At 41.1% G+C, this 11,610-nt stretch carries 14 protein-coding genes and 1 pseudogene; 9 read left to right on the plus strand and 6 right to left on the minus strand.

Annotated elements, in window-relative coordinates; all coding sequences use genetic code 11:
* The first annotated feature begins 16 nt into the window (after positions 1–16).
* The 4 genes and pseudogenes from DET59_RS19425 (at position 17) to DET59_RS19440 (ending at position 5,751) form a co-directional block, all read left to right on the plus strand.
* The gene (locus DET59_RS19425; protein ID WP_181778243.1) at positions 17–2,992 is read left to right on the plus strand and encodes an AAA family ATPase; all 2,976 of its coding nucleotides are present in this window, start codon (positions 17–19) and stop codon (positions 2,990–2,992) included.
* A gap of 105 nt (positions 2,993–3,097) precedes the next feature.
* Positions 3,098–4,312, plus strand: a pseudogene (locus DET59_RS19430) (MFS transporter); the annotation flags it as partial.
* Between the two features lie 186 nt (positions 4,313–4,498).
* Positions 4,499–5,440 carry a 3'-5' exoribonuclease YhaM gene (yhaM, locus tag DET59_RS19435; protein ID WP_113971256.1) on the plus strand — a complete coding sequence of 314 codons (942 nt, stop codon included), beginning with the start codon at positions 4,499–4,501 and terminating at the stop codon, positions 5,438–5,440.
* Between the two features lie 131 nt (positions 5,441–5,571).
* Positions 5,572–5,751 (plus strand): sporulation YhaL family protein, encoded by a 180-nt coding sequence (locus DET59_RS19440; protein WP_113971257.1) that lies wholly within the window; start codon positions 5,572–5,574, stop codon positions 5,749–5,751.
* Between the two features lie 51 nt (positions 5,752–5,802).
* On the opposite strand, the gene DET59_RS19445 is transcribed toward DET59_RS19440, so the two are convergent.
* A complete protein-coding gene (locus DET59_RS19445) occupies positions 5,803–6,759 on the minus strand; it encodes a peptidylprolyl isomerase (protein ID WP_113971258.1) in 957 nt (318 codons plus the stop codon).
* A 186-nt stretch (positions 6,760–6,945) separates the two neighbouring features.
* On the opposite strand from DET59_RS19445, the gene DET59_RS19450 reads away from it, so the two are divergent.
* The 3 genes from DET59_RS19450 (at position 6,946) to DET59_RS19460 (ending at position 7,416) form a co-directional block, all read left to right on the plus strand.
* Entirely contained in the window at positions 6,946–7,032 is an 87-nt protein-coding gene (locus DET59_RS19450; RefSeq protein ID WP_034763301.1) for a YjcZ family sporulation protein, read from the plus strand.
* Between the two features lie 87 nt (positions 7,033–7,119).
* Positions 7,120–7,203, plus strand: a complete 84-nt coding sequence (locus tag DET59_RS19455; RefSeq protein ID WP_032089274.1) for a YjcZ family sporulation protein — start codon at positions 7,120–7,122, stop codon at positions 7,201–7,203.
* A gap of 126 nt (positions 7,204–7,329) precedes the next feature.
* Positions 7,330–7,416: a YjcZ family sporulation protein gene (locus tag DET59_RS19460; protein ID WP_113971259.1), complete on the plus strand. Its 87-nt coding sequence runs from the start codon at positions 7,330–7,332 to the stop codon at positions 7,414–7,416.
* Between the two features lie 219 nt (positions 7,417–7,635).
* Here the strand turns inward: DET59_RS19460 and DET59_RS22205 are convergent, their stop codons facing one another.
* Positions 7,636–7,815 carry a hypothetical protein gene (locus DET59_RS22205; RefSeq protein ID WP_034763303.1) on the minus strand — a complete coding sequence of 60 codons (180 nt, stop codon included), beginning with the start codon at positions 7,813–7,815 and terminating at the stop codon, positions 7,636–7,638.
* A 220-nt stretch (positions 7,816–8,035) separates the two neighbouring features.
* Complete coding sequence (locus DET59_RS19470; RefSeq protein ID WP_113971260.1) at positions 8,036–8,572, minus strand: DUF3267 domain-containing protein; 537 nt, start codon at positions 8,570–8,572, stop codon at positions 8,036–8,038.
* A 194-nt stretch (positions 8,573–8,766) separates the two neighbouring features.
* On the opposite strand from DET59_RS19470, the gene DET59_RS19475 reads away from it, so the two are divergent.
* Positions 8,767–9,096, plus strand: coding sequence for a DUF1878 family protein (locus DET59_RS19475; RefSeq protein WP_113971261.1), 330 nt, complete (start codon positions 8,767–8,769; stop codon positions 9,094–9,096).
* Position 9,097: 1 nt separating this feature from the next.
* Here DET59_RS19475 and DET59_RS19480 read toward each other — a convergent pair whose 3' ends face one another.
* Together DET59_RS19480 and DET59_RS19485 are read right to left on the minus strand one after the other, a co-directional pair.
* On the minus strand, positions 9,098–9,673 hold the full coding sequence (locus tag DET59_RS19480) for an HTH-type transcriptional regulator Hpr (protein WP_113971262.1): 576 nt from the start codon (positions 9,671–9,673) through the stop codon (positions 9,098–9,100).
* Between the two features lie 377 nt (positions 9,674–10,050).
* Positions 10,051–10,422, minus strand: a complete 372-nt coding sequence (locus tag DET59_RS19485; protein ID WP_181778244.1) for a YtxH domain-containing protein — start codon at positions 10,420–10,422, stop codon at positions 10,051–10,053.
* Positions 10,423–10,585: 163 nt separating this feature from the next.
* On the opposite strand from DET59_RS19485, the gene DET59_RS19490 reads away from it, so the two are divergent.
* The gene (locus tag DET59_RS19490; protein WP_113971264.1) at positions 10,586–10,780 is read left to right on the plus strand and encodes a membrane protein YhzF; all 195 of its coding nucleotides are present in this window, start codon (positions 10,586–10,588) and stop codon (positions 10,778–10,780) included.
* A 66-nt stretch (positions 10,781–10,846) separates the two neighbouring features.
* Here the strand turns inward: DET59_RS19490 and DET59_RS19495 are convergent, their stop codons facing one another.
* Positions 10,847–11,383, minus strand: coding sequence for a tryptophan transporter (locus DET59_RS19495; RefSeq protein ID WP_113971265.1), 537 nt, complete (start codon positions 11,381–11,383; stop codon positions 10,847–10,849).
* Positions 11,384–11,610: the final 227 nt, after the last annotated feature.

The following is an 11,610-nucleotide window of genomic DNA, read 5'->3' on the forward strand; positions in this document are numbered from 1 at the left end:
CGTGGAGGTGAATGGGGTGAAACTGCTCGAACTTCATATTTATGGATACGGAAAAATAGAAAACAAGCACTATACGATTGGTGACGTTCAATTATTCTATGGGGAAAACGAAGCTGGTAAATCAACGATTATGTCGTTCATACATAGCATTCTGTTCGGGTTTCCGACGAAGCAGCAATCCCTCCTCAGGTATGAACCGAAATCTACTACAGAGTATGGCGGGAGAATCCTTTGCAGCATGGAAGGACAAGGGCTCCTCAGTATCGAGCGGGTTAAAGGGAAGGCCACAGGGGACGTGACCGTTCAATTCGAGGACGGAAGAACCGAAGGAGAAGAAACCCTTCAACAACTGCTCGGAAATATGGACAGGACAACTTACCAAAACATATTCTCATTCAACCTCGAAGGCCTGCAAAACATTCAGCGCCTCAAAAAAGATGAACTGAACCGCTACCTATTCTCTGCAGGCTCTACAGGGACGGACCTCCTGTTACAGATGGAACAGAATTGGCAGAAAGAAAGGGAACAGCTGTTTAAGAAATCGGGAAGAAAGCCGATGGTCAACGCAGTGCTGACACAATTGAAACTCCTTGAAAAACAAGTAAAGGAAGGAAAAGAAAAAAATGATCAATACCGTCCTCTCATAGCAAAGCAAAAATCGTTAGAAACACGGATATCATCCTTGGAGACCGAAAAGGCATCTCTTGCTGAAAAGAAAGAGAACCTGATTTCAGTCAACGAAAACTGGGATACACTCACCAGCTTCAAAAGAGTGGAGGAGAGGCTTACCCAATTGGAAACAATTGAGTTTCCTGCAAAAGGATTAGAGCGTTTAAACGAACTTAAAACGGAAGAAAGACAAGTGTCGGCATATCTTGAAACCTTGGTGACGAAACAAGAAAATCTGCATGATAAATTAGAATCAGAAGTGATTGATCCTTCCCTGGTTGAAGACCTTCCTTTTATAGAAAAGATATTGTCTCAACAGTCTTTTTATATGAAATGGAAAGAAGAAAGCAGTGAACGGAGCAGAGAACTAAAAACGGTGCGTAGTAAGATCAACGATACGATCCGTGAATTGGGATTAACAATAGAAATGGAGGACATCCCGTCCCTGGATACTAGCTTAATGATGTCTGACCGTATTCAAAACGCGCTGGATCGGCAATCAAAGCTCCTTCATGAACGGGAAAGCTTCCAGAAGCATTACGAAGAGGAAGAAGAAGAACTTCACAACATCGAAAGGAAGTGTGATAGCTTAGAGGACCGGCTGATGGAAGAAGATGAGTATCAAGAATTGCAAAGAACGGTGAAAATGGAATCTTCCCGGCAAGCTTCACGGGACCAGGCACATTGGATGAGCCTGCAAGTGAAAGAGGCAGAAGAACGTTTCAGCAGAAAAAAGTCCTCCTTCTCACGTCAGCTCCTCTTAATAGGTGCAGCACTCCTTCTTTTATTCGGAATTGGGTCATGGGCAATCGTGACCGGGAATGGGCTCATTATCGGGATCAGCTTGCTTCTTCTCATTGTAGTGGGTGCATCGGGAATGCAGGCGAGGGGTAATCTGCGAGAAGAATCCAGCATTCTTCAACAAACGAAAGCACGAGCAAAAGAGTTTCAGCCGGAAGGTCAAATGGAATTTCACTCTTTGGATAGGGCTGAGCAAAGCCTAAAGCAGCAAATGGAGTTGAGGAACGAGTGGAAGCAGCGAATTCTTTCATTAGAAGAGCAACAGGCGAAACTCCAGAAGCTCCATGCAAAACAGAAGGAAGTAGAGAAAGAAATTGTTTCAGGGGAAGAAAGGATATCCGATCTGAAAACAGAGCTCTGTTTACCTTCTGATTTTCACTGGAAGTGGCTCCCTGATGCGTTTGTCAAAATGAAAGAGACCGTCTCGAATTATGAGGCTTATATCCAACTTAAAGAAGAACAAGAATATGTGGTCCGAAAGTTGAATGAGTATAGGGACCATTGTCAGGAATGGTTCCACCGACACTCTATCACGTTTACCACAGTGGATGAGGCCATAATTAAACTGAAGGGGATCATGCAGGATATTGAAAAGAATACCCTCCTAATCAATAGCATCCAAACGGAGGTCGAGCCTCTTTCTTTCGAGATAGAGAAGCTCAGAATTGAAAGTGGAAAGATCCGTGAAGAGGTTGGAACCCTTCTTCAATCTGCAGGGTGCATGGAAGAAACGGAATTTCGAGAAAAAAAACTTCGCGCCGAAGAGAGAATGGACCTGTCGGCTCAATATAATGGAATGAAAACGAGGCTGACCGAACGAACACTCAACACGTTTCTTCGGTTTGATTCAGAGGAAGATAGCAGAAAAGAATTAAAATGGGTATCGAATCGCATCGAAGAGCTTTCAACTGAGCTCTCTGCTCATCAAAAAGAGCTCGCTACCATTTCGTATGAAATAAAAGTGCTGGAGGAAGGAAAGAGCTACTCTACGATCCTTCAGGAGTTTCAAAGCAAAAAGGCTGAGCTTCAAGAGCTTGCGTATGACTGGTCCAAATATACGTTAGCACAAGTGGCCTTAAGGAAAACAATGGATCTTTACCAGAAATCGAAGATGCCTAAAGTGATGGAGCTTGCAGAGGAGAACTTTAGAGAGCTGACGGAAGGGCACTATCTACGGATCTTCTTACGGGATGATGAGATGATCAGGGTAGAGAGGAAGGACGGTGCAGTTTTCCATGCAGTGGAACTCAGTCAAGGAACGAAAGAACAGTTATACGTCTCGATTCGCTTTGCCCTCATTCAATCTTTCCGGGACAAGTACCCATTGCCTGTAATGATCGACGATGGCGTAGTCAACTTTGACCTGGAAAGAACGAACGCATTTCTAAAGCTGTTGAGGAAAATGGCAACGAGCCATCAGACTCTGTTCTTCACCTGCCATTCTCATATAAGAAATGAGTTTACCAAGGATGAAATGATCGTGTTAAAGCGAATGGATAAGGAATCGATTCGAAATGCATGATTCTTAAAAGAATTTGAATTGGCAATAATTTCTCAGATTCGTTACAATACTACAAGGAGTTTGTTTACACGAGCACGGGAATGAAATGAAAGTCAGAAAGAAGGAACACATAGTATGACAAAAACAAAAGGGTCCAAACGAAATCGGGGACCGCTGGCACTACTAAGCTTTAACTTATTTATCGTCATGGTTGGAATCGGGCTGGTCATCCCCATTCTTCCTTTCTACGTCGAAAAATTCAATGCCAATGCTCAAACGCTTGGAGCGTTGGTGGCTGTATTTGCCTTTATGCAGTTTTTATTTGCACCTATCTGGGGACGGTTATCCGATCGAATCGGGAGGAAGCCATTAATCACCATCGGCCTGATAGGGTTTGCCATAGCTGAATTCATTTTTGCCTTTGCTGTAGGGTTATGGATGCTATTTCTGTCCAGGATCCTGGCAGGCGTTTTCGGCTCAGCATTAATGCCGACTGCCATGGCCTATGTATCAGATGTTACAGATGAGGACAATCGGGGGCAAGGGATGGGGATCCTTGGTGCTGCCATGGGTCTTGGAATCGTCATCGGGCCTGGGATCGGAGGATGGCTGGCAGAAATCAATCTCTCCTATCCATTTATCTTTGCCGGGATCGCCGCCTCCATTGCAGCCATCGTTTCGGTCATCATATTACCGGAATCGTATCCAAAGGAAAAAAGAACCTTTGACCCGAATGAGAAACGTGAAAACCGCTTCGTGGTCATGAAGAATGCGGTGATGAGTCCGGTCGGGTTTCTGTTGGTACTCGTATTCATCATGAGCTTTGGATTGGCGAATTTCCAATCAATCTTCAGCTACTATGCCCTCGAACGATATGGATATGGTCCACAGGAAGTCGGGATCATCATTTTGATCATTGGTATCATCGGTACTGTTGTTCAAGGAGTGGGTGTGGGAAGGGCGACGAAGATCTTCGGTGAGGAAAAGGTCGTAACCGGCTCGTTGCTCCTCAGCGCACTGGGATTTGTCATCATGACGTTTGCCACTAACTTTGTAGGGGTCTTGATCACAACCGCCGTTTTCTTTGTCGGAAACTCCATGCTCCGTCCGTCGTTGAACTCCCTTATTTCAAAACTGGCAGGCGAACGACAGGGGACCGTCATGGGGCTGAACAACTCTTTTCTCAGTCTTGGTAACGTCGCTGGACCATTGCTTGCCGGGACACTGTTTGAGTGGAATATACATATTCCCTACTTCTTCGGAGCATTCATCATGCTCGTAGGACTGGTAGCGACGAAAGTCTGGATTAGCAAGAAACAAAAAAAAGCATTGGTGAATTAGCCACAGAACCGTCTCCTGGTGGGGACGGTTTTTTTCTATGGAAAGAGAGGGACGGACCTCTGGAATTTGATCATCGTTTAGTTCAATCCCGGACACACATCGCGCTCCAACCCTTTCCACCCCTGTACTCTATCGAAATATGATATACTGAAACTACTACTAATATAGTTGGACGGAGGAGAAGAGATGTCTGGGATTACACAATTTAATGTCGGAGAAACAATCGAATTACCCCTTTTAATTAAACAAATGACCAAAGGCACGACAAATACAGGTAAGCCGTTTTTAACGCTGATTCTGCAAGATAAGAGTGGAAACATGGAAGCTAAGCTTTGGGATGCTTCTGAGCAGGATGAGAAGGCATATCAACCTGAAACGATCGTACAGGTTGTTGGAGACATACATAGTTATCGTGGAAAGAGTCAGCTCAAGATCAAACAGATTCGCCCGGCTTCCCCGGCAGATGGTTATGCCATTTCGGACTTCCTGGAAACGGCGCCAGTAAGCATTGAGGAAATGACGAGTAAGATCACTCAGTATATTTTTGAAATGAGAAATCCAAATATTCAACGCATCACAAGGCACTTGATTAAAAAATATCAGAAGCCTTTCCTGGAATATCCGGCGGCTACCAAGAATCATCATGAATTTGTGTCAGGACTTGCGTATCATGTTGTATCGATGCTGGACCTCTCGAAGGCCATTGCAGGACTGTATCCATCCCTGGATTCAGATCTATTGTACGCCGGGGTCATTCTTCATGATTTAGGCAAAGTCATAGAACTTTCAGGTCCAACCTCTACTACGTATACGATTGAAGGGAATCTGATCGGTCATATTTCGATCATGGTGAACGAGATTGGAAAAGCTGCAGATGAGCTTGGAATTGAAGGGGAAGAAGTGATGATCCTTCAACATCTCGTATTGAGTCATCATGGAAAAGCGGAATGGGGTAGTCCTAAGCCGCCGCTCATTCGTGAAGCTGAAATCCTGCATTACATCGATAACGTGGATGCAAAGATGAATATGCTGGATCGTGCATTGGAACGGGTGAAACCAGGGGAGTATACAGAAAGAGTATTTGCCCTTGATAATCGCTCATTCTATAAACCGACTTTTCATAAATAGGTAACCTGTAAGACCCCGGATAATGGAACGGGGTCTTTTTAGTAGAATAAAAGGTTAAATCCAGTTATGTTTTTTCTCTTCTCTACATATAGTGTTAATAAAGAGGACAAACCTATAAGGAGATGAAGCAAATGACACTACCTATTTGGATGTACTTGGTTGTAGCAGGGATTTTCGGGAGTGCCTTTATGACAATTAAATCAGCTAAGGAAGAAAAGAATATGGAAGATGAGTGGATAGAGAAAGAAGGAGAAGTCTACATTCATCGTATGGAAGAGGAGAAGGAGCGGAGACGTCAACTTACGTCTTGATCATAGAGAATAAAAAGGACTGACGGAATGGATCCGTCAGTCCTTTTTGGTCTACTCTTCTGCAGGTGCTGGAGCTTCTTCTCCTTCAGGTACAGCAGGAGCTTCCCCGCCTTCAGGTGCAGCCGCAGGGTTCAGCACTTGATCAAATGCTTTTTTAAGATCTTTATCTTTAATGTTTAAGTCAGCTTTTTCGATTTCAGCTTTCATCGCTTCCTGGATTTTTTGAGGATCCACTTTCGAAAGCTTGAGTTCTTTTTCGATTTCCTTTTTCATCTCGTCAAAGGATTTCTTTTCTTTTTTATCTGTCACTTCAATGATGTGGTAGCCATATTCTGTTTTGATCGGCTCACTCACTTTGCCTTTTTCTAAAGTGTCCAGAGCTTTAGAGAATTCAGGTACGAAGTTTTGACGACCTGCATTGTCTACCCAGCCTAAGCTTCCGCCATTTTCAGCAGAACCAGGATCTTTAGAGTATTCTTTTGCAAGTTCTTCAAACTTTCCACCATCAGCTAATTTTTGTTTCACTTCTTTAGCTGTTTTTTCATCATCTACAAGGATGTGACGAACTTGAATGTCAGGCTTCCATGTCTCGTAGTATTTCTTTACTTCTTCTTCAGTGACTTTCACGTCAGAGATCGCAGCTTTTTCTTGAAGTAATTGAAGCTTTAAGTATTCTTTAAACGATTTTTCATCAAGGTTATATTGTTGTAAGAACATTTCGAATTGAGGTCCCAATTGATCTTTGGCTTCATTCAGCTTTTCGTCAACTTCCTCTTTCGATACGTCATACTTTTCTTCAAGTACTTTCGTGTAAACCAGTTCTTGAAGGGCTTGTTCCATTTGTGGAGTGAATTTTTGCTTCATTGATTTGTAAAGTTCATCTTTTGTTACGTCTCCAGCTTTTGTTGTTGCAACAACGTCACTGTTTCCTTCAGCACCGTCTCCGCTGCATCCTGCAAGTCCAACGACTCCCGCAGCCAATGATACTGAAATGATCCATTTTTTCATGGTGACCAACTCCTACAATATATTCGTTTGATGGCTTGTCAAATTTCTACAAACCATACTATAACATACTTTTCCCATGAAAAAAATATTTTCCATATTAATCTTCAGAAATATGGGCATTTTACACACCCATTTCCTAGGTACTTTCATATGATAAGAGCGAAGAGAGAAAAGGAGGTAATAAATATGAGCTGTGGATACAATTCCGGATTCGCGTTAATCGTAGTGCTGTTCATCTTATTAATCATCGTTGGTGCCGCATATATTTACTAAAAAAAATTAAATTTATGACATTAGCCTAAAACAAACGGCAGCTAACTTGAATAAGATAAATTAGCGCTTCAAAGGAGGTGGAAAGTTATGGGTAATGCATACGGCGGAGGTTTCGCGTTAATCGTAGTACTGTTCATCCTGTTAATCATTGTGGGTGCAGCATGGCTATAATTTTAGCCTCAGGGTTTAAAGTTATCGGATAAAGACTGTAGAGGGGGCAATACCTTAAGAAAGGCGGCCCCTTTTGCTTTATTCATATTTAGGCGGCTTTTTCATACATGAAAGGAGGAAGCGCAGATGTCAGGTGCTTACGGCGGAGGATTTGCGTTAATCGTTGTTCTATTCATTTTGTTAATCATCATTGGTGCAGCATACGTTTATTAATTAAACGGTGACTTATAGAAAAAACAAAGCAGATCCGGCTTTTCCGGATCTGCTTTTTGCTTGTCGCCTCTGAACGAGCCGCCTCCGCTTTTCTGATTGTCCAGCTCCAGGGCTTAGAGGCTCGAGGTCATAAGTCAAATCTGCCAAAAAGGCAAAAAAACGCCTTTCCGGCAGATTCGTCTTATGCTTTTCGCCTCTGAGCAAAGCCCTTCCGCTTTTCTATGTAAATAATATTTCTATATAAGAAGAGACCAGTAGTATGGTGATTAGGATATTGATGGTTCTAAACACCTTTGGTTGGCGTTCTTCAGGTATTTCTTTTTGTAAACATAATGCGTTTGTCATTTTATTTATATAGAATAAGATGAAAACAGCAAACACTAAAAACATGGAGATCATCCAAACCCCTCCCCGTTATCTCCTATAGACTATACATTACCAAATTATTTCCCTAATTGGTAGCAAGAGTGTTGCCTTAGTTCACGTAAATGAAGCTTTTTTCGTATATGATGCCCTTCAGGTATGAAGAAAAGGTAAATGAAAGCAGTGAATCATCCCGAAAATATGAGAAGGATGATTTCATCCATCGAGTGTATGCTTCAATGGCCATCCATCATCCTTACTGATAAATCAATATTTCGTATCCATCTTCATTTTCTTCGATTAAAGCATTCTTTGGTGAGTCTATCAATTGTTTCGCATAAATGAAATCAATGGCACAGATCCCTGAATGAAATGCAAGGAGCATGGTAAAGTAATGCGAATAATGTGGGAAATGGAAGCACCCGTATAATAAAATACTGTTCAGTACAAAGAATGGTGCCACAAGGGCGACCAAATAACGGTATTTTGAAATTGGCTGATCCACCCGCAATGAAAGTATCGGCAAAAAATACATTTTTCTGTTGCATTTGCATTTTATTTTTCTCACAAAAGGCAAGATGGGCACGATGTGAAAAAATTTATGCAATGGATAGATACTGATCAGTCCCAGGAAGAATCCCAGGAAATGCTTATCGTAAAAAGCACTCGGAAATAGTAAGTTGATTGGTACGTATATTAATGAGAATACCATCATCATGATGATGGATGAAAGTAAAAAGACTCGGTAAAATCCGAATTGTTTTTCCAGATTGATTGTTTTCCAGCAATGCATAAAAAAATCGCCTCCATTAGACGAAGTAATCATAGTTAAGTGCCTAACATACTTTATTACGATTGCCGGAAAAAATCAATACATTTCAGGCTGATTTTTTCATATTTTTTAGAAGAACTTTTTGGGAAAGGTATGTTATAGTTTTGTACAATGAGAGTATGAGAATTTTCTGCAATGATTGAAGGGTGATTAAGATGAATGATTTACTGAAACGTATAGAGAAACTAGAGTATTATCAACGGTTAATGGCGGAGATGATCCCGGAAAATGGTTTTCCATTTCATCGAATGATCATTCAAAAAGGTTTGTCGGAGAGGGAAGTGAAGGAGTTCTTTATGGTTTGTGATAGGTTGAGCAAGAAACTCCAAAAGCAAAAAGCGGAAGGATTCGTGTACAATACTCCGCTTTTCAAAGAGTTTGAAGAAGAGCTTCATTCAAAGCTGAAGGTTCATGAAGTGGTTGATAGCTGTTTAGCTCAAGACATTTATCCAGCTTTGATGAAACAGTTAAAGAAGAGCTTGTAGATCAAGCCAGTTCTTCTTCATCTTGAAATAATTCTCCGAGTTTTCCATTATCATCAGAAAAATCATTTTCAATGTTATGAAACGATTTTTCGAATATCTCCATAAAATCATTTCCATATATATTTCGCACGACGGTCATCATCTCAATCATTTCAGGGAACTTTCCATATAATTCCCTTAATGGGGAAACTCCCTGGAAGATTGAATGGCTCTCAGGCTTATAGTTCTTCATTAACTCAAGAAGTATATTTTCCCCTTTAGCCGTCAATTGAATATAGGTGTTCCGTTTATCGTTCTCCCGTTTAGAAAACTGTAGTAATTCCCGTTCTTCTAATTTCTTGGAGAAGTTAAACGCAGTTGAAACGTGCATAACACCGAACTTGGCTACGTCTGAAATCGAAGCACCCTTTAAATGATACGCAATCCAGAGAATATGATGTTCGTTGATATTTAAGTCGTATGGCTTGATCCATTGCTGCCAGTCCTTTTCTATGGCTTTCCACAGAGCTTTACTAAGCTGAGCCATCCTTTGACTGAAGAGCATAGCCTCTTTCAAAGTAAATTCTCTTTCCTTCATCTCATTCACCCACTTTGCTAGAAAATCTTTTTAAATCTAAGTAGTACCAAAATGACTTACTAAAACAACTGGTACAAAAAAGAAAGCGCTTATATTTTATTATGCCAATAAAGTAATAATTAATAAAGGTTAAATTGACAAAATTTTTCGAAGTATTTAATTTTTGGTTTGGACATACTGTGAAAAACAGAGGTCGGTGGGTGGATGGATCCTGTAATGACGGGATTTGTTCATGTAATTATTATATTGAAAGAAAAGAAGGGGGATAATATTTTTTTTTCAAAACATGTTTCTTCAGAATCGATATAATCCCTATTTCCACAATAAAACCCCACAGTCTTTCCTCCTCATTAGTGAAAAGGGCTGTGGGGATCTGGTTATTGATTCGGTGTATTTGCTGAGTTAATCGATTTTTCCAAGTCTTCAATGGTTCTTTGGATGGATTGGATTTCTTCCTGAAGTCTTCGATTATTGGGCTCTGTCGAAGCCTGCCATTGTTTGAAAGAAGCTTGAAGATCTTTCGAAAGCTGCATGACCGTTTCTTTTCCTTCCTGAGACAGGGTGCCGATGGAATCTTTCAATTCGCCAATATTCACCTTCATCTCTTCGATTACTCCAGTCCAGTCATCTTTCTTGTCCTTGATTTGTGCCCGGATATCTTTCCCCGATGAAGGAGACGTAAGAAGGGATGCTACTCCTCCAACCACTCCACCGATTAAAAGCCCGTAAGCCAGGGATTTCTTGTTCACTATGATCACCTCGTTCTTCTAGTTCTATAATACTCTATTTCTACAATCAACATGTATTCTCCTTTTCCCTTTAAAAACAGATTAAAACAACTCAATTCATAACTTTCTTATTTGCAGCATAAAAATAAAGGTAAGAGGTGGAGTAAAGGAGGGGTTGTAATCGATGGACGGGATAATCTTTGGTTTCTTTGCCCTCTGTGCAGTCTTATTTCTAAGTATGGTGTATAATTTCATTTCCATTCAAAGGCCGGGTATGTATCCTCCTAAGAATATATTAAAAAAGCGTGCTGCCATAATGGGGTCCGGTGGGGTGATCACCTTTTTGATTGGAGTGCTCTTATGGGTTGCAGTCAAGTAAGATATAGAAAAAGCCCTCCATTCAGGTGGCGATTCACAATGAATGGAGGGCTTTACTATGATTAAATTAGGATAGCTGTTCTGTTGTGACAGCTTCTCGAATGGTTGAACGTTTTAAAATCCCGTTAATGATTGGATAGACCACAAACATTGCCCCGGCGTTAACAAGTGTAGCTGGAAGTACGACTGCTGCAAATAGAGCAAAGAAAGCTCCAGGCAGACCGACAATCACATAAGCAGAAAGTAAGAATATACTTCCTGATACGAGTGTACCAATAGCTGTTAGAACAGAAGCCCCTACAAGTGAACGAGTGACCTTTTTAGTAGACAGGAAAAGTCCGTAAAAAACGAATGCCGTGATCGGTTTATCGATCAGGTTAGGTAAGAATCCTCCAGGGAACTGTGTTGTCAGACCTGAAATGACTCCAGTTAATAAACCTAAAAGCAATACGTTTTTCTTAGCTGGAAATAATATGATGCCCAGAAACATCATCGTAAGCATCATGTCCGGCTTCATTCCTAAGAAAATTCCAGGAATCACTGTGTGCAGGACAGCTCCGATCCCCACTAATAATGACAGGGATACAAGTGTTTTTGTATTCATTTCTCATCTCTCCTCAACTAAACTATACTATTTGCTTCTCCTAATGTGCACTGTTGCCATTAGCGAAAAGATAGGTACATTATAACATACCGAAAATCGTTGTCAAAGATTAATTATTCTGAAAAAACCTGAGGTTAATTGTAAAATGAAATGCAACACTTAAAAATAGAAAAGCCATAGGGGAACCGTGTATCATTAATGTCGACGAAAACAATTAACTCACGGAG

The organism is Rossellomorea aquimaris, from assembly GCF_003315075.1.
GTDB lineage: Bacteria > Bacillota > Bacilli > Bacillales > Bacillaceae_B > Rossellomorea > Rossellomorea aquimaris_C.